Source organism: Paraburkholderia sp. RL17-373-BIF-A (assembly GCF_046030175.1).
Taxonomy (GTDB): Bacteria; Pseudomonadota; Gammaproteobacteria; order Burkholderiales; family Burkholderiaceae; genus Paraburkholderia.
Map to the genome: position 1 here is coordinate 14,670 of NZ_JARESO010000028.1, position 15,618 is coordinate 30,287.

Genomic DNA, 15,618 nt, shown 5'->3' on the forward strand with positions numbered 1-15,618 from the left:
ACGCGCCTGGTCAATCCAGCCCGAAGCGTCGGATGAACCATGTCTTCGACAGATGCGTCAACAAAGCGTAGCTCAGAAGAATCAACAGAAGCAGGGGCCAGTAATTCGGCGGCAGGGGGATAAAACCCAGAAACGTGCCAAGCGACGTAAAGGGTATGGCTATTCCCACGGCAGCGATGATGAGGCTCGTCGTGATCAATGCAGCGCTTGCATGACTTTCCAGGAATGGCACTTTCGCGGTGCGGATGATGTGGATGATCAGAGTCTGGGTGAGGAGCGATTCCACAAACCAGCCGGTCTGGAACAAGGCTGGTTGGTCCCACGCATTGAAAACATGCAACATCATGAAGTACGTGACGTAATCAAATATCGAACTGATCGGCCCGATCAGAAGCATGAACTTCATGATGTTGCGGATGTCCCATCGCCGCGGCACGGTCAGATATTCTTCATCGACGTTGTCGGTCGGAATGGTGGTCTGCGAAAAGTCGTATAGCAGATTGTTGGTGAGCACCTGGATAGGCGCCATCGGCAGGAACGGCAGGATGATGCTGGCACCCAGCACGCTGAACATGTTCCCGAAATTCGAGCTGGCGCCCATCTTGATGTACTTGGTGATGTTGCCGAACACCTTCCGGCCCTCGAGCACCCCTTCACCAAGTACGGCGAGGCTCTTCTCGAGCAGAATGATATCAGCCGACTCTTTCGCGATATCGACCGCGCTATCGACGGAAACGCCCACGTCCGCGGCTTTGAGCGCCGGTCCGTCGTTGATGCCGTCACCCAGGAAACCGACGACATGCCCCTTCCGATGCAGAGCATCGATGATCGCGGCCTTTTGCGCCGGCGATACCTTGGCGAAGACGGAAGCGGTCTCCGCCAGATCAGCCAGCTGAGCGGGCGATAGTGGTTCGAGTTCCTTGCCAAGCACGACCCGGTCCACCGTGAGCCCAACCTCATGGCAGATCTTGCGGGTAACGATGTCGTTATCCCCGGTGAGAATCTTCACCTGCACGCCACGCGATTTCAATGTGGCAATTGCCGCCGCGGCTGTCTCCTTCGGTGGGTCGAGAAACGCAATGTAGCCGAGGAGCGTCAGATCAGCCTCATCGCTGACCGAATAAGCTGACTGCTCCGGCGGCATCTCCTTGTAGGCAACCGCGACGACTCGAAACCCATCTTCATTGAGCGCAGCAGTGGTTGTCTTGGCCGCGGTGAAATGGCTTTCGTCGAGCATGCCCGTTTCGCCGTTGATGACGTAACGGGTGCAGACCGAGAAAATTTCCTCAACAGCCCCTTTGCAGATCAGAATATGAGCACCGTCTCCCCGTGCGAGAACGACAGACATCCGGCGTCGCTCAAAATCGAACGGCATCTCGTCGATCTTCGTGAACTGCTCATGAGCCTTGAGTTGCTCATGAAGCTCGACGTGCTTCAGCACGGCAACATCGAGCAGGTTCTTGAGGCCCGACTGGTGAGTGCTGTTCAGGTAAGCATATTCGAGCACCTGATCCGATTCGTCGCCGTGAAGGTCCAGATGGCGCTTCAGGATGATCCGGTCCTGAGTCAGGGTGCCTGTCTTGTCAGTGCAAAGCACATCCATCGCACCGAAATTCTGGATCGCGTTGAGGCGCTTCACAATGACTTTCTTGCGCGACATCGCAATGGCGCCCTTGGCGAGATTGACCGTCACGATCATCGGCAGCATTTCGGGCGTGAGCCCTACCGCCACGGCTACGGCAAAAAGCAGCGCTTCGAACCAGTTGCCCTTGGTCAGGCCGTTGATGACGAATACCAGGGGCACCATCACCAGGATGAAGCCGATCATGAGCCACGTGAACCGCGTAATGCCTTTGTCGAAGCTTGTCTCGACACGTTGCGCGGCGATCATATCAGCGACGCGGCCAAAAGCCGTCCGGCTTCCTGTGAGGACAACGACGCCGCAGCCGATGCCGCTAACGACAGCGCTGCCCATGAAGCAGATGTTCGGCAGGTCGAAGTGCGTCTCGGTTGACGCGGTGCAGGCATGCCCGACTTTCTCGAGTGGCATTGCCTCGCCGGTCAACGCTGACTGATTGACGAACAGGTCTCTCGCCGAGATCAGCCGCAGATCAGCAGGAATCATATCGCCGGCCGACAGCAGGACGACGTCGCCCGGAACGATCTGTTCGATTGGAATGTCGACATGGTCCGGCCCGGCCTTCGCTGCACGCCGGCGCACAGTGGCGGTCGTACGCACCATCCGGCGCAGTGCGTCGGCAGCCTTGTTTGAGCGGTGTTCCTGAAGAAAGCCAAGTGAAACGCTCAGGACAACCATCACCGCGATCATGATCGCCGCGCGTGGATCGCCGAGAAAGTACGACGCTGTCGCCAGCGACAACAGCAGCAGGTTCAGAGGGTTGATCGATCGGCTGGCGAGTTCGCCCAGGATTGTGTGGCGCGCCTCGTGGGCCACCTGGTTGGGACCGGCTGTGCGCCACCGCTGTGCCGCCTCATCGACAGCGAGACCGTCCGCCGTGCTGTGCAGGCGCTGGAGCGCTTCGTCGGCTGGCAGCCGCGCGAACTCGCCGAGCGTTTCGCTGGTGGCGTTCGACACGTGCGCCACCGCCGGAGACGAACGCCGCAGCCAGGTCAGGACCGGGATCATGCCGTCCACGCCAGATTTGCCGTCGAGAAATTTCATGACGAGGTCAGTCGGAAGTTGAACACCGGCGCCCTTCGATTGCAGAAAAGGAATGGGGAGAACAGTCTGGCGGCGAGTTCCTCCCTCACCATCATGCACCCTACACACCTAATTGGCGGTTCTGCAGATGCTCGCGCGGGCGAACCGGTACACAGTTGATGTGTATCAACGAACGCGCCAGAATCGCCACTGCCGTCAGGAAAGTGTCACGTAGGCAGCCGAGGCTGGGCGGGTTACCCAGACAACAGACAACCGGCTGCCATGACGCAAAAGACCCAAGCGATCGCGGCAATGGGACAGCGCTGCCTGCTGCTGCCAGGCTGGATCAACGCGGCTCTGTCTGCCAACGACCGTCTGAAGCTCTATCTGGGCCTGGTGCAGGCTGCATTCGCGCACGCCGAACATCCCGCCGGCGAGTTGCCCGACCTCACCGCAGAACTTGTCGCTTCGCATGTCGACACGCCCTGGCTTCGGGACATGCCGGCAAGCGCTTCGCTCGTCGACGGTACGTTGCTGTTGCCCGACCTGGCGCGTCTCGTGCAACGTTTCGCCGAAGATCTGGAGACGATGGCCCGGCCGCTGCTCCGACCGGATGCTCAGCCAGACGCGCTGCGCGTACGTGTCCACCACTGACTGGACGGGTTCGACACACTGCGCGGCGAACGCGAGCCGCGCGCAATTGCAATCGCTGACGCGGGCCAGCGAACGCAGGTGATAGCCTGCACCTGTTGGTGATGGACCTTCACCATGCGCTAAACCAGCTGGCCAGTACGGTTTCCAGCGAAGCGATCGAGGGTGCGCACGTGTGGCAACTGCAGCCGCTCGCCGTCGCTCGTCGTCGCGTTCTTGCGCGGGCTGAACCGCACGGCGCCACTGAAGTTCGATCATCCCGGGCTCGACACCGCGGCGACGGGCGACGGCGAGCGGTTGCTGCTGCAAAGCGACATCGGCAACGACGACGCCCATGTACTGGTCATGCAGGTTGAAGGCCTGACAATCACACTGAGTTATCGGATCTGCAGCGGCTGCGCTTCGAATTCTTCCAGTCGCCACGGGTCATCCCTATCGTGTTCTCCGTCCTCGTTGCGTGATCGCTTCTGCTTTCACGCACACGCTTCGGCCATTACGTCTACGCGATCGGCGGGAATGCAGAGGCGACAAGGCGTGCCGGCATCAACCTCGCCAGAATACCGACTTTGGCCTTCACATCAGGCTCCCTGACCGCTGGTATCGGCGGAACCATCTACGCGTCACGCCTACGCTCCATTTTTTGACGGCGGCACGATCATGCTCTATGTAGTCGAGACTGCCGTGATCGGCGGCACCAGCTTGTTCGGCGGACGTGGTCGACCTCTGCACGCCGTCCCTGGCTGGGCCGTGATCGCGGCGACCGCGAACGGCGTGGCGCTGCTCGGCCTTCCCGCTGCGACCAGTTGATGGCCACCGCCGTCGTACTGCTCGCCTCGATCCTCGTCAATGTCGTGGTCCGCCGCTGGGGTCAGACGGTTCGCTGAACGGCTGCCGGAACGCGGGCTGCTGTACACGCCTATCGCAGGCGGCCCAATCGTCCGAAGTCTGAGCCGCTGTCAGACTAGCTCGACGAAGGTGCGGTGCTATGACCATGCTCGCCACCAATCCCTGCGGAGCAGCCATGACGGAACGCGCAATGCTTTTCGACGGATCGCATTCAGAGCTGATCAATATATACGCGCGCATATGCATCGGCGGCATATCGTGCCTGAGCCTCAGTATCGAAGTAGCCCGGTACGAGGTGCCCGTCCAAAATAAGCTCTTGCGCTCCGTCGGTCGTGTCTCTCTCGAGCCTCAGTTCACCCTGCCACTGCGAACCATGCGGGCCCGCCGAAGTGGTCGATATCTCATACCAATAGTGGAAGTACTTCGTGCGCGGAGTCATGGCGTTCTCCCTATTTCTGGATTGATCGTAGCATGAAGGAATGCTTCATCCTTTTCAGCGGTGCAATGGTGCAGGCGCGTCTCGACGACAGCAAGACGCAGATGCGGCGTGCCGTGAAGCTATGGGTAGTCGAGCTTCTGAGCGTTGACGCATGAAACTACAGACCATCAACAGAGAGATCCGGGTGCGTTCGGTCGATAATCGACCGCCCTTCGGCAAAGCCGGCTCGCTCAGCGGCTTCTGCATTAGCGAGGTCGGCGACCGAGTGAGAGAAATTCACCCGACTAGACGAGTAGCGAAAATCTGTTTCGGGTCGAGCAACGTATCCGACGTAGCCGAACGTGACGTCTGGCGGGTGCGGCGAATACTCCGGCACAACCAGGACACGGATGGTAAAGCCTTTGTGATCTTCAAACTGCTCTTTCCCTTCGGCCATCTCCTCCTCCATCGAGTTTGGAGAAATCCACGCATGCCAGCAGCAACACAACGAATCTTCGCAACAAACTGGAAACACAGGGAGGACAGGCGAACGTCAGGTTGGATGCCCGTCGATCTCCGCTGACTGATTCCCAAACCACACCTAATGAGATCCGCGCCCTTACCCTTACTCTGAGGGGCGTCGTCAATGAACCGCATACTTGTTGATCAAACGCCGGGGAATCGCGAACGGGATGCTTCCCTGTCACGCCCGCACAACAAAATGCAACCACGGGAAAAACGTGGGACAAGGCCTCGCATTCCTGCGCCCATGAGTCACGTCCTTTGTTACATGAACCATGAGACCGGCGCCGCCGCTCTGCCAGGCCTATTCGCGGGTAGACCAAGCTCAGCGCTTATGCTCTGCAGCACATAAACGAAGCTTGGACTACCCCATGCGTGGCAAGTCTCCACGGTCCGTCACAGGTTGCGATACACCAGCACGGGAATCCGGCTGTGGGTTAGCACCTTCTGCGTCACGCTGCCGAGCAATAACCCCTGAACCCCATGTCGGCCATGCGACGCCATGACAATCAGGTCGCAATGCGGCTCCTGCGCCGTGTCGATAATCGCCTTGTAAGGATGGTCACTGACAACCCACGTTGTGTCGCGCGGCACCCCTGCGTCCGCCGCGACCCTCTCGATGAAAGCCAGATATCGTTCAGCCTCGTTCCTCGCGTGCCGCGCGTATTCCGCCTTGGTGTCGGCCAGCATCTCGGTGTCATAGGTCAACAGGTGGGAATTCGGGGATCACGTGAACCCCGGTGATCCGGGCGCCGGGCTCTTTGGCCAAGCTCACGGCCAGGGGAACCGCAGCTTCGGACAACGTTGACCCATCAGTCGGCACTAGCAGATGCTTGAACATGATTTCTCTCCAGACGGAGCAGATGAGCCTGCTCCCACCCAACGTCGCCCCGTGCCACGTCATGCATGCCCCACGCGGTCACGCACGGTTGCGACAGAACCCGTGCTACAACGCGTACTGCAAAGCAAGATCGAAGCCGATCACGACCAGCGAACAGCCGAGGCCGGCCAGAACATTCGCGATCCGCTGTTCGAAATCGTGATTCCGGCTCATCCACGCCCCCATCAGAAAAATGCCTTCGAAGACTACCTGCAGCGCAACGAACGCCAGCATCAGCAGGAACTCATAAGCCATGAACCTGAAGTTCGCGAAGTTCATCCCGTAATCGAGAATCCACCTGCCGACCCTATGCACCTCATACGCCAGCAACAGGATCGGAAAGACGTAGCTGGCAATATAGGTCGGCACGTTTGCGTGCCGCAGTTTCAGATGAAAGTAACGAGTGGCTTGCATATCCCCTCCTGGGTCTGCTTCAGGTCAGGTGTCCCAAAGACTCTTTGCGCGGCAACAGACCCGGCTGTCTCGCGTTTAGATCACGTGACCGGTCGCCCATCGAAAGGGGCGGCCGAACTGCTATGACACTACGCGACTCTGGAGACTGCATATCAAGCTGCGCAGCAGTACATGAACACCATCGGCGAATCGATTTTCTGCGGTACGAGCATTAAATTGCGCCCTCAGCTTAATGCTAGTCATCCTCCGCTCGACATCAAAGCGCGCTAGCGCCACTGCCTTGATGGAGATCAACGACCTGGCCTACATGATGGTCCGTGGTGTCAGTCCCAGTCGACCGCAGAATGGCAGCCACTCATTTGGATTGCAGATAGGCGGCAACGGCATTGGCCTGTTCGGAGCTCAACGTATGTGCGACGGCGGTCATCACGGGCGCGTTGCTGGGGTATTCGTACCTTTCGTGCAATTTATGGCGGTTTGATCCTAAAAATCGTTATCGACCAATGGCTTGCGCATCCACCGATTGCGCAAATGCCGTGGAGCCGCGGAACTTTGCTGAAAGCTGAAAGCGGCTCTGCAAGGGACTACCGCCAGATTTCGCACGAAAGGTACGATTACCCCCTTAACCAGCCAGCGTGACAATGCCCTCGCCACGCGCTCAGAGCAACAGTTGTGTCGACTGCACGCGCTCTCAGTCCCGGATGATTCGCGGCAAATGACGGATGCGATGGGGGGTGCCAATCTTGCGTGAGAACGACGTTGCTGAACCGGCGGGCGAGCCAGTTTATCAGTGGCACGACCTCGTCGCTTCCCAAGGCTCGCAGCGCTCCACCAGGTATGAAGTCGTTTTGCACGTCAATGACCAGCAGACCCTCAGTTGGGACGCGACGGGTACCTACCGACACTTCCGGGAGCGCAAACATGGCAAGTTCACAAAGTATGAGTTACAAAACCGCATTGGCCTTGACTCGTGTCAACATAATGGCGTCCACTCGCTGATTCGTATTGCGGCATAGATGATTTGGGGGCAGGTAAGGCACGATCAAACAGGCTGCTAATGATCCACATGGCGATTGCTCGCGCACCTGCTGTACTTTCACAAGGTGCCTCGAGCGAAAAGTGAACACCTGCGACATTAATCGTTCACCTACGGTAGATCAACTACCGGTCAATCATGATTTGCGGATTTCTCAACTGCTGCGCAGGCGGACAACACGCACCGGGGCTTGACCCATGTCAACCGCAAGAGAGCGCTGACCCGCTAGCTTTGGGAAAGGGATAGACGAACTGAGATTTCAATCGATTGCGACCAGCGAGGAGATCATGTCAGAACAAAGCAGACCGATTATGTCCGCAACAGACGCTTTCGAACGTCGGGCACTTTTGCTCCATATGGGCAGCGTTTTGGAACTCCTGAGCGATCTACACGCACTTGATTGCGGCGAGAAAACATTGACAGACGTTTTCGACGTCGACGCCATAACAGATCACCCGCTGATCGAGTGCTCAGCATGTCAAATAACAGTAAATGAATTCGTTGGAAAAACCCTGCACGCCTTTTGCATGTGGCCACAATGGCTACTCGATGAAAATCTCGATCACCATGCATTCGTCTCCAGTGTAAGTACCAATGTCTTTGCTAACAATCCTCGTGGCTGGAACGATTATGCTGAGCGCCTCCAAAAAGAAGTTCCGTGGTTTCGCTGATAAAAGCAGAGAGGTGTTATCAGCATCGCACCGAATGGCGAGAAAACTTGCGCCGATAATCACCATTTCAATTTGTTGCGAGAGCAGTCGTTGGCAACCGATTTCGCTGCGTCTGTGCGATGGTGAAATGCATCCGTGTGCCTGTACCCAGTTCCTCGCTTGAATTCCGGTCAGCTTGTTCACCCGCACAGGGGGAGGACATAGTAGAATCGGAGTTATCGGGATAGGGCTTAAAAATTGGCCAGGCATCTCAGCGTCACATATATGACGTACCTTTGCTCCCATCAAGTCGTCGCACGACGTCCCTAGACTTTTGTAGCATAGAAACCGGCCGACGCCCTGACACACGGCACCGATCATCAGGAAGAAATAGTCATCCTCGTGACATGCCTATTCCACGCAGATCGAGCAGCCTTTCCACGGAAACCGGGCGCCACGGATATGGCGATTCAACGCGAGGCGACGCCACGCAGCCGTCTCCGGGGTAACCTTGGCCTTCTTTGCAGGAAGGGGACCAAATGACTTTTGCAGCGCATTCAGGTCCAAACCATCGGCCAGTCGTGGACCCTGTTTCCCAGCCGATTGCCACGGCTCAGGCAGAATATGGAAACCTTGGGGCGTGCAGGATGGGCCCATTACGCGACCGGTTACAGTTTGGCCATCACGCAGTTAAAGGCGACACCGCAGTACCGGAACCCCTGAAGATGATGCAAGGCGCTTTCGGGAGCGATCACCCAGCCGGCGAAGTCGTCGCGGTGCTGGCGTGCTGGGAAGCGGGCGCCGTGTGGCCAGATTCGCCGTCCAATGCGACGGCCACGTCAGGGGTTTGGTGTTGCGTGTCTGGTGCTGGTGCTTCATCGCCCGCGATCAACTTCAGCAAGCTCTGCTGGTCAAGCACTTCGCACTCCAGCAGCCGCTTTGCAATGCGATCGAGCTGCGCGCGCCTGTCCCTCAGCGTGCGCGTGACCCGTTCGTGCGCCGCAGTAAGCACGCGCCGGACTTCGTCATCAATGAGCTTCGCCGTGCTTTCGCTGTAGTGCTCGCCGCGTCCTCCGGACGGGAAATAACCGGGACCAGGACTGCTGCCGTCAAACGTAGCGAGCCCGAGCGCCTCGCTCATGCCATAGCGTGTCACCATATGCCGCACCAGCGCGGTCGCGCGATCCAGATCATTCTCTGCGCCGGTCGAGACGTCGCCAAACACGATCTCCTCCGCGACGCGGCCGCCGAGATACGCATCGAGCCGGTCCAGCAACTCGCTCTCGCGCAGCACGTAGCGGTCTTCGGTCGGCACCTGCTGCGTATAGCCAAGCGCTGCTATACCGCGCGGAATGATCGATACTTTCTTGACGGGATCGCAGTGGGTCCGGCTCTGCGCGACCAGCGCGTGCCCCGCTTCGTGGTAGGCGATTGTGATCTTCTCCTGCTCGTTCATTACGCGGCTTCTGCGTTCCGCGCCGGTCATCGCACGGTCGATCGCTTCGTCGAAATCGGTCATGGAGACTGCCGGCTTGTCGAGTTCGGCAGCATGCAGCGCGGCTTCGTTGACCACGTTGGCGAGATCCGCGCCGACAAAACCTGGCATGCGCGACGCGAGTTCGCCCAGATCGACGTCCGCAGCGAGCTTCACGTGTTTGACATGGACCTGCAGAATCTGCCGGCGCCCATTGAGGTCCGGACGGTCGATTGCAATGTGCCGGTCGAAGCGTCCGGGGCGCAGCAAGGCCGGGTCGAGAATCTCCGGACGATTGGTGGCTGCCAGAATGATCACGCCTGAATTCGGCTGAAAGCCGTCCATTTCAACCAGCAACTGGTTGAGCGTCTGCTCGCGTTCGTCGTTGCCGCCAGTCAGACCCGCACCGCGCACCTTGCCGAGCGCATCGAGTTCGTCGATGAAGACGATGCACGGCGCCTTCTGCTGCGCCTGTTCAAACAGGTCCCGCACGCGCGCGGCGCCTACCCCGACGAACATCTCGACAAACGCCGAGCCGCTGATGGAAAAAAACGGCACGCCCGCTTCGCCCGCGACAGCTTTCGCGAGCAACGTTTTGCCGGTGCCGGGAGCGCCGACGATCAGCACGCCCTTCGGAATCTTGCCGCCGAGGCGCCGATAGCGCTCCGAGTTGCGCAGGAATTCGACGATCTGCTTCAGTTCGGCTTTCGCTTCGTCGATGCCGGCGATATCGTCGAACGTAACGTCGGTGTCCTGCTGCGCGTATATCCTGGCCTTGCTCTTGCCAATCCCGCTGAAGTCACGCAGACCGCCGCCCGCGCGCCGCATGAATACGCCCCAGACGGCGACGAGCACGAACACCGGCACGAGCCAGCCAAGCAGCGTGACGAGCCACGTACTGTCGGCCACGCCGGTATAGCGGATACCCGAGTTCGCCAGATCGTCGATCAGATGATCGTCGGTGACGCGCACGGTGGAAAAACGCCACGGCGCGCCGCTAGCAGCGAGGTCGCTGGCGGCGGACGCAGGCAGCAAGGGCGCAGCCCCAGGCATCCGGATGGTACCGGTAATCTGTGCGGAGCTGATCTCCAGGTTGTCGAGCTGCCGCGCAACCAGCAGCCGGTGAAAATCGCTGTAGGCGATCGCTTCAATTGGCTGCCGGTACAGGAAGATCTGCGCTACGAATAGAAGCATGAAGCCGACTGTGATCCAGACGCTGGTTAAATTGGACTTATCGTTCATCGCTTTCAGCGTCGACCGTTATACAACTGGAAATAGCCGGCAACCCGGATCACGTACCCGACGAACGCGTCCAATGGGCGCGCAACAGCCCTTCATTGTCGCGATAGCTGAGCTCCAGGACTCCCTGATGCGCGTGCAGCATGGCCGCGCCGAGCCGCCGGATCAGATGCGCTCCGGTGGTATGCACGACGATATGCTCCGCGTCTTGCTGGACATCCATGATCCGTTCAAGCGGATGTTCTTCACTTTCACCGTCTGCCTGATGACGCAGCAACGCCAGCACTTCGTCGCGCCGGTTCAGCAGATAGTCTCCATGAAAGCTGATCTCTCCGGCCGGTGCCTGCTCATGAATCCGCTGACACGCTGGGCATAGCAATTGGTGCATCTGGCCAGGCAATGCGTGCCACGTCCAGCGCCCCTTGTCATACACTGCGCCGCAATCGGGACAACGCGAGGCTCCCAAACTGCGCTTCGGCAACCGGTAGCTGTCGCGAGTATGTGCCTGCGGTTGCTTGTCGCGGCGCATCTGACCTTTTTTCATCCGTGCACGTATGGCAGTCATCACCGAGCCCCTCCTGTTGAGTGCCGTTTTCAGTAATTCAAGTGCAGTGCATGTGGTCAGAATAAGGATGCTCGCAGCGCGCTTCATGATCCAGATCAAGCAGACGCCCGGCGCGCCGCTACGGACGCAGCAAGCCATGACGTGGGCGTCGTGCCGCAATGTCAACTCGGCGCTCTGACTTTTGATCGCATTTGATGTGGATCATGAAGTGCACCCGGCACGCGTCAATCATGAAGCTGATTGCAATACGGGGACACTCCGCTTCCTCCGTACGGAGCATTTCATGACTGAACAACCCGCTGCCGCATCGCTGCTGTCCACGCCTCGCGTCGACCTCCGGGTTCAGCGCCTCGTCGAAAGCCCGAGCTATCAGCAGGCTGACGAAGACCTCGCTTTCCTGCAGCGCCCCGACATGTGCGGCGTGCGCCTGCAACTGGACTACTGGAAGGCTGAAGCGCTGCTGCAGCGCCACCAGATCGACCATACCGTCGTCGTATACGGAAGCACGCGCCTCATCGAACCCGGTGTGGCGCTGCAGCGGCTTGAGGCGGCACAGCGCGCGCTAGACGCCGCCGCCGGCGATCCGGTCTGCAAGCGCGCGGTCGCACTCGCGCAGCGTCTTCTGGATAAGAGCGCATACAACACGGTCGCCTACGAGCTTGGCCGTCTCATAGGGCGCACGGAGCCGACGCCCACGCTGCCCAAGCTGACGGTCGTCACAGGTGGTGGGCCCGGCATCATGGAGGCGGCCAAATCGCGGTGCGTTCGAAGCCGGCGCGGCGAGCATCGGCTTCAACATCTCGCTGCCTCATGAGCAGTTGCCGAATCCGTACCTGAGCCCGGACCTCTGTTTTCGCTTCCACTATTTCGCGATCCGCAAGTTGCACCTGCTCGAGCGGGCAAAGGCGGCGGTCTTTTTCCCCGGCGGCTACGGCACCTGCGACGAACTATTCGAGGTGCTGACGCTCCTGCAGACAGGCAAGATCAAACCGCTTCCCGTACTGCTCGTGGGTGAGCGCTTCTGGCGCCAGGCCTTTGACGTCCAGTTCCTGATCGACGAGGGCATGATCGCTGAGAGTGACGCGGACCTGTTCTGCGTTGCCGAAACCGCTCCTCAGATCTGGCAGATCATTGAGCACTGGTATGAACGGGTGCCCCGCGAGGAATAGCTGTCCCGCGCGGAACGGCTTGACTTATATCAACGCTTCACGGCGTGCAGGGTGTGGAATAAGCATCTTGTGGAGATCCACCGCTATCGAACCGGCGCGGGCCGTAGCGTGCTCTTCCGGCTCAGTGAGGTACATGGTGCATGGTCAGTCGCGGACGCCCGCACATCGCGCAAACCGTCTTATCTATCTGGAGGTGAACTGTGTCGGCCAAGTCGCTGGTCTTTCATCAGAGTGCGAGGCACTTGCTGCTTAATGGTGTCAACGCATTAGCGGAAGCAGTCAAGGTCACCCTTGGCCCCGGTGGCCGCAACGTGATTGTCGAGCGGCCCGGTGGCCCGCCGCTGATCGCGAATTCGGGTGTGGTCGTTGCCCGTTCGATCGAGCTGCAGGATCCCTTCGAGGCGATGGGCGCGCAACTGCTGCGCGAAGTCGCAACGAAAACCAGCGAAGTGGCCGGCGACGGCACTACCACTGCCACCACGCTCGCCCAGGCCATGATGGTCGAAGGCATGAAATGCGTGGCCGCTGGCTACGATCCGATGGCGCTGAAGCGGGCGATCGAGGCTGCCGGCAAAAGCGTCGTCGAAGAACTGCATCGCCTTGCGAGGCCTTGCTCCACCATCGAGGAGATGCGCCAGATCGCGACCATCTCAGCGAGCGGCGATGGAAGTATCGGTACGCTGGTGGCGCAGGCGGTCGAGCGTGTCCACAAGGACGGTGCAATTAGCATCGAGGACGGCTCGAAGCTCGACGATGAACTCGAGATCGTCGACGGCTCCCTGATCGAGCGTGGCTACCTCTCGCCCCTCTTCGTAGAAGCGCAGAACCGTGAGTTCGTGCTGGAAGAGCCGCGTATCCTGCTGTGCGATACGAAGATTGCGGCTGTCGCGCATCTGCTGCCCGTGCTCGAAGCGATCATCGGCATCGGCAAGCCGCTCCTGCTGATCGCCAACGAAGTCGAAGGCGAAGCGCTGGCCACGCTCGTCGTCAATCACCTGCGCGGTACGCTGAAGTGCTGTGCGATCCGCTCACCCGGTTTCGGTGAAGGACGTTCCGGACAACTCGCCGATCTCGCCGCGCTGACCGGTGCCACGGTGATTTCGCCGCAGATGGGACGCACCGCTGAACACGCGACGCTCGACGATCTTGGCTCCGCGCGGCGCGTCGAGATTACGCGCGATACGACCACGATCGTCGCGGGCGGTGGCGAGCGCAAGCGAATCGACGAGCGCATCGCCAGCCTTAAGCAACAGCTGGAGACGCTTGGCGCGGGACGCGAACGCGATGCGCTGGCGAACCGGCTTGCGAAGCTTGCGGGCGGCGTCGCCGTGATCAAGGTGGGCGCCGCAACAGAGGCCGCACTCCATGAACGCAAGACCCGCTTCGAGGATGCCTTGCACGCGACCCGGGCAGCTGTCGAGGAAGGTATCGTGCCGGGCGGCGGCGTCGCGCTGCTGCGCGCTCGTTGCGTGCTTCTCGAGCCCGGGAGCGGCACGGAGATGCAGCATACCGGGGCAAAGATCGTCTTCAATGCGCTCGCCGCACCGTTGCGCCAGATTGCGCAGAACGCCGGCGCCGATGGCCCGGCGGTCGTGCATGCGGTTGCAGCGGCAAGCGGTTCGTACGGCTACGATGCAGCGCACGGCCAGTACGGCGACATGATCGAAGCCGGCATCGTCGATCCGGTCAAGGTCGCGCGCACGGCGTTGCAGAACGCGGTCTCCGTCGCGTCGCTGCTGCTGACGACCGATTGCATGGTCGTGGGCACACCGGCGGCGGACACTGCATCGTCCTTCGGCGGTGTCTCGCCTGACCTCTACAGCGGTGGCGTGTGATGCTTGCGCCGATAGCACGGCTGCGGGGCCGTCAGTCCGCCGTCACTCGCTTCAGTTTCCGTTACCGGCACGCGCGCCACCACGCGAGGGCGTACGACGTGTTGATCGTGCTCGACGATGCGACGCGCGCTTGCCGGCTGGAAATCCGTCATGCGGCCACTATCGTTGACGACCTGCCCCCGCTGTCGAGCGGCAGGCTCAGTGCCGCCTGCCTGCGCAGGGCAGTGAGTCTGCTGGGATTGATCGAGCGCATAACCCGCAACGACCGGACTGCAAACATACCCGGCACGCTCGTGGAAATCATTCATCTGCAGGGTCCGCGCCGTTCACTGCGCGCGCAAGCCGTGCCAAAACGGACGAGAGTTCGCGATCGTCACGAACTGCGGCCGTGTCCGCTGCACCGGACACGCGGGTACGCGCCTCGCAAGCCGGTGTGGCGCCCTTTTCCTGCGAAGCCGTCGCGGTGGCCCCACCCCGCACCGCATATCTGCTGGCCCGCGCGCGACACCGTTACAGTCCCCGCGTTGGTTGGTAGAGAAAGTGTTCGATACTCATGATCTGCTCGCCGATATTCTCCGCGAACGTCAGGCGCGCGACTGGGTGCTTGGGCGCGACCCTTCTCCAATGCTCTGCCACACGACCGTGAAGTCACCATCTTGCTCACACGCGTCGAAGTTCACGTCGACGATCCCTCCTTCGACCATCCAACCAAGCCGATCGGTCCGGTCTATGCGAGAGAGGACGCCGAACGCCTTGCCGTTCGCCACCGTTGGACCGTCACGGCCGACTGCGCCGGCTACTGGCGCGTCGTCACTTCTCCCGAGCCGCGACGCGTCCTGGAACTGCGGGCGATCCAATGGCTGCTCGATCGCGACGCGGTCGCGATTGCTGCGGGAGGCGGCGGCATTCCAGTGACGATCGCCGCCGATGGCAAGGCTCGTTCCGGCGTCGAAGCCGTAATCGACAGGGACTTGTGCAGCGCGCTACCGGCTGCCGACGTAGGCGCCGATCTGCTGTTGATCGCGACTGACGTCGATGCAGTCTACGAACACTGGCACACGTCTCGCGAAACTGCATCAAGTGAAATAGCGGCGAGCCGGCTCCGGTCCAAGTCCTTCCCTGCTGGCTCAATGGGACCCAAGGTGGAGGCGGCCTGTGAATTTGCATCCTGTACGGGGCGGCCTGCCGTGATCGGCTCGCTCGACCAGATTGAGCAGATGGCCAACGGCACGGCCGGCACACGCATGACACGTAATC

13 protein-coding genes and 5 pseudogenes are annotated in these 15,618 nt (G+C 60.3%); 8 read left to right on the plus strand and 10 right to left on the minus strand.

What is annotated here, in order from left to right; translation table 11 throughout:
- Positions 1 to 10: 10 nt before the first annotated feature.
- Positions 11 to 2,683, minus strand: coding sequence for a magnesium-translocating P-type ATPase (gene mgtA / locus P0D80_RS29230; protein WP_408288798.1), 2,673 nt, complete (start codon positions 2,681 to 2,683; stop codon positions 11 to 13).
- Positions 2,684 to 2,944: 261 nt separating this feature from the next.
- Between mgtA and P0D80_RS29235 the strand changes: the two genes are divergently transcribed.
- The 3 genes from P0D80_RS29235 to P0D80_RS29245 all read left to right on the plus strand — a co-directional run bounded on the left by P0D80_RS29235 (position 2,945) and on the right by P0D80_RS29245 (position 4,120).
- The gene (locus tag P0D80_RS29235; RefSeq protein WP_408288801.1) at positions 2,945 to 3,316 is read left to right on the plus strand and encodes a hypothetical protein; all 372 of its coding nucleotides are present in this window, start codon (positions 2,945 to 2,947) and stop codon (positions 3,314 to 3,316) included.
- A 464-nt stretch (positions 3,317 to 3,780) separates the two neighbouring features.
- Positions 3,781 to 3,957, plus strand: coding sequence for an ABC transporter permease subunit (locus tag P0D80_RS29240; protein WP_408289070.1), 177 nt, complete (start codon positions 3,781 to 3,783; stop codon positions 3,955 to 3,957).
- A 13-nt stretch (positions 3,958 to 3,970) separates the two neighbouring features.
- Positions 3,971 to 4,120: a hypothetical protein gene (locus P0D80_RS29245; protein WP_408288804.1), complete on the plus strand. Its 150-nt coding sequence runs from the start codon at positions 3,971 to 3,973 to the stop codon at positions 4,118 to 4,120.
- Between the two features lie 250 nt (positions 4,121 to 4,370).
- Here the strand turns inward: P0D80_RS29245 and P0D80_RS29250 are convergent, their stop codons facing one another.
- Entirely contained in the window at positions 4,371 to 4,598 is a 228-nt protein-coding gene (locus P0D80_RS29250; protein ID WP_408288807.1) for a hypothetical protein, read from the minus strand.
- Positions 4,599 to 4,630: 32 nt separating this feature from the next.
- On the opposite strand from P0D80_RS29250, the gene P0D80_RS29255 reads away from it, so the two are divergent.
- Positions 4,631 to 4,753, plus strand: a complete 123-nt coding sequence (locus P0D80_RS29255; RefSeq protein WP_408288811.1) for a hypothetical protein — start codon at positions 4,631 to 4,633, stop codon at positions 4,751 to 4,753.
- A 2-nt stretch (positions 4,754 to 4,755) separates the two neighbouring features.
- Here P0D80_RS29255 and P0D80_RS29260 read toward each other — a convergent pair whose 3' ends face one another.
- From P0D80_RS29260 to P0D80_RS29280, 5 genes and pseudogenes are all read right to left on the minus strand, one after another.
- Entirely contained in the window at positions 4,756 to 5,034 is a 279-nt protein-coding gene (locus tag P0D80_RS29260; RefSeq protein WP_408288815.1) for a hypothetical protein, read from the minus strand.
- Positions 5,035 to 5,495: 461 nt separating this feature from the next.
- Positions 5,496 to 5,940 (minus strand): annotated as a pseudogene (locus P0D80_RS29265) (universal stress protein).
- A gap of 105 nt (positions 5,941 to 6,045) precedes the next feature.
- Complete coding sequence (locus P0D80_RS29270; protein ID WP_408288817.1) at positions 6,046 to 6,393, minus strand: hypothetical protein; 348 nt, start codon at positions 6,391 to 6,393, stop codon at positions 6,046 to 6,048.
- Positions 6,394 to 6,748: 355 nt separating this feature from the next.
- Positions 6,749 to 6,835 (minus strand): annotated as a pseudogene (locus tag P0D80_RS29275) (cytochrome c4); the annotation flags it as partial.
- Positions 6,836 to 7,022: 187 nt separating this feature from the next.
- A pseudogene (locus P0D80_RS29280) lies at positions 7,023 to 7,316 on the minus strand (cysteine hydrolase family protein); the annotation flags it as partial.
- A gap of 400 nt (positions 7,317 to 7,716) precedes the next feature.
- Between P0D80_RS29280 and P0D80_RS29285 the strand changes: the two are divergent.
- On the plus strand, positions 7,717 to 8,100 hold the full coding sequence (locus P0D80_RS29285) for a hypothetical protein (protein ID WP_408288819.1): 384 nt from the start codon (positions 7,717 to 7,719) through the stop codon (positions 8,098 to 8,100).
- A gap of 730 nt (positions 8,101 to 8,830) precedes the next feature.
- On the opposite strand, the gene ftsH is transcribed toward P0D80_RS29285, so the two are convergent.
- Both ftsH and P0D80_RS29295 read right to left on the minus strand, forming a co-directional pair.
- Positions 8,831 to 10,795 carry an ATP-dependent zinc metalloprotease FtsH gene (gene ftsH, locus P0D80_RS29290; protein WP_459252762.1) on the minus strand — a complete coding sequence of 655 codons (1,965 nt, stop codon included), beginning with the start codon at positions 10,793 to 10,795 and terminating at the stop codon, positions 8,831 to 8,833.
- Between the two features lie 49 nt (positions 10,796 to 10,844).
- A complete protein-coding gene (locus P0D80_RS29295; protein ID WP_408289073.1) occupies positions 10,845 to 11,357 on the minus strand; it encodes a BCAM0308 family protein in 513 nt (170 codons plus the stop codon).
- 283 nt (positions 11,358 to 11,640) lie between these two features.
- Between P0D80_RS29295 and P0D80_RS29300 the strand changes: the two are divergent.
- Both P0D80_RS29300 and groL read left to right on the plus strand, forming a co-directional pair.
- Positions 11,641 to 12,526: pseudogene (locus P0D80_RS29300) on the plus strand (LOG family protein).
- A 200-nt stretch (positions 12,527 to 12,726) separates the two neighbouring features.
- Positions 12,727 to 14,361 (plus strand): chaperonin GroEL, encoded by a 1,635-nt coding sequence (gene groL / locus P0D80_RS29305; RefSeq protein ID WP_408288824.1) that lies wholly within the window; start codon positions 12,727 to 12,729, stop codon positions 14,359 to 14,361.
- Here the strand turns inward: groL and P0D80_RS29310 are convergent.
- On the minus strand, positions 14,343 to 14,669 hold the full coding sequence (locus P0D80_RS29310; RefSeq protein ID WP_408288827.1) for a hypothetical protein: 327 nt from the start codon (positions 14,667 to 14,669) through the stop codon (positions 14,343 to 14,345). The two genes, groL and P0D80_RS29310, sit on opposite strands and share 19 nt — an antisense overlap.
- Positions 14,670 to 15,017: 348 nt before the next feature.
- Between P0D80_RS29310 and P0D80_RS29315 the strand changes: the two are divergent.
- Positions 15,018 to 15,545: pseudogene (locus P0D80_RS29315) on the plus strand (amino acid kinase family protein); the annotation flags it as partial.
- Positions 15,546 to 15,618: the final 73 nt, after the last annotated feature.

What these genes read in the sequence shown, in the direction of transcription:
- mgtA (WP_408288798.1), bottom strand. Translation starts at nt 2,683, where the DNA reads ATGAAATTTCTCGACGGCAAATCTGGCGTGGACGGCATGATCCCGGTC.
- P0D80_RS29235 (WP_408288801.1), top strand. Translation starts at nt 2,945, where the DNA reads ATGACGCAAAAGACCCAAGCGATCGCGGCAATGGGACAGCGCTGCCTG.
- P0D80_RS29245 (WP_408288804.1), top strand. Translation starts at nt 3,971, where the DNA reads ATGCTCTATGTAGTCGAGACTGCCGTGATCGGCGGCACCAGCTTGTTC.
- P0D80_RS29250 (WP_408288807.1), bottom strand. Translation starts at nt 4,598, where the DNA reads ATGACTCCGCGCACGAAGTACTTCCACTATTGGTATGAGATATCGACC.
- P0D80_RS29255 (WP_408288811.1), top strand. Translation starts at nt 4,631, where the DNA reads ATGAAGGAATGCTTCATCCTTTTCAGCGGTGCAATGGTGCAGGCGCGT.
- P0D80_RS29260 (WP_408288815.1), bottom strand. Translation starts at nt 5,034, where the DNA reads ATGGCCGAAGGGAAAGAGCAGTTTGAAGATCACAAAGGCTTTACCATC.
- P0D80_RS29270 (WP_408288817.1), bottom strand. Translation starts at nt 6,393, where the DNA reads ATGCAAGCCACTCGTTACTTTCATCTGAAACTGCGGCACGCAAACGTG.
- P0D80_RS29285 (WP_408288819.1), top strand. Translation starts at nt 7,717, where the DNA reads ATGTCAGAACAAAGCAGACCGATTATGTCCGCAACAGACGCTTTCGAA.
- ftsH (WP_459252762.1), bottom strand. Translation starts at nt 10,795, where the DNA reads ATGAACGATAAGTCCAATTTAACCAGCGTCTGGATCACAGTCGGCTTC.
- P0D80_RS29295 (WP_408289073.1), bottom strand. Translation starts at nt 11,357, where the DNA reads ATGACTGCCATACGTGCACGGATGAAAAAAGGTCAGATGCGCCGCGAC.
- P0D80_RS29310 (WP_408288827.1), bottom strand. Translation starts at nt 14,669, where the DNA reads ATGAATGATTTCCACGAGCGTGCCGGGTATGTTTGCAGTCCGGTCGTT.